At 26.9% G+C, this 551-nt stretch carries 1 protein-coding gene; it reads right to left on the bottom strand.

Features of this window, described 5'->3' with window-relative positions:
* The coding region (locus ACU68W_RS09240) for an IS3 family transposase (RefSeq protein ID WP_446756439.1) at nucleotides 1-551 on the bottom strand (551 nt) is incomplete at both ends.

Raw genomic sequence — 551 nt, 5'->3', positions numbered from 1 at the left:
GAGTTATAGCTCTTTTCGTAACCATAATAAACTTCATTTTTTAATCTTCCAAAAAATGTTTCCATAATTGAATTATCATAACAATTACCTTTTCTTGACATTGATTGGATAATACCATGCTTCTTGAGCTCACTTATATAATATTTATGTTGGTATTGCCAACCTTGATCTGAATGCAATATTAAGTTATTTAGTATTGGAAATTTGTTAAATGCTTTCATTAGCATATTAGATATTTGCTCTAAATTAGGACTTAAGGATAAGTCATAAGAGATTATTTCATTTGTATACATATCAAGTATTGGAGAAATGTAGCATTTACCCCATGAAAAGTTAAATTGAGATACATCAGTACTCCATTTTTGTAATGGCTTATTAGCTTTAAAATTTCTGTCTATTATATTATCAGCAATCTTTCCTACTTTCCCTTTGTATGAATGATATTTTTCTCTAGGTCTTTTACCAAATAGTTTTAATTCATGCATTATTCTCTGTACTTTTTTATGATTTATTGTATATCCTTGATTCAATAATTCCCTATATACTCTTCT

The sequence above is a fragment of the Finegoldia sp. P2-F-LR genome, assembly GCF_052932265.1.
The sequence above is the reverse complement of the archived record's forward strand: the minus strand, read 5'-3'. Positions and strand labels throughout refer to the sequence as shown.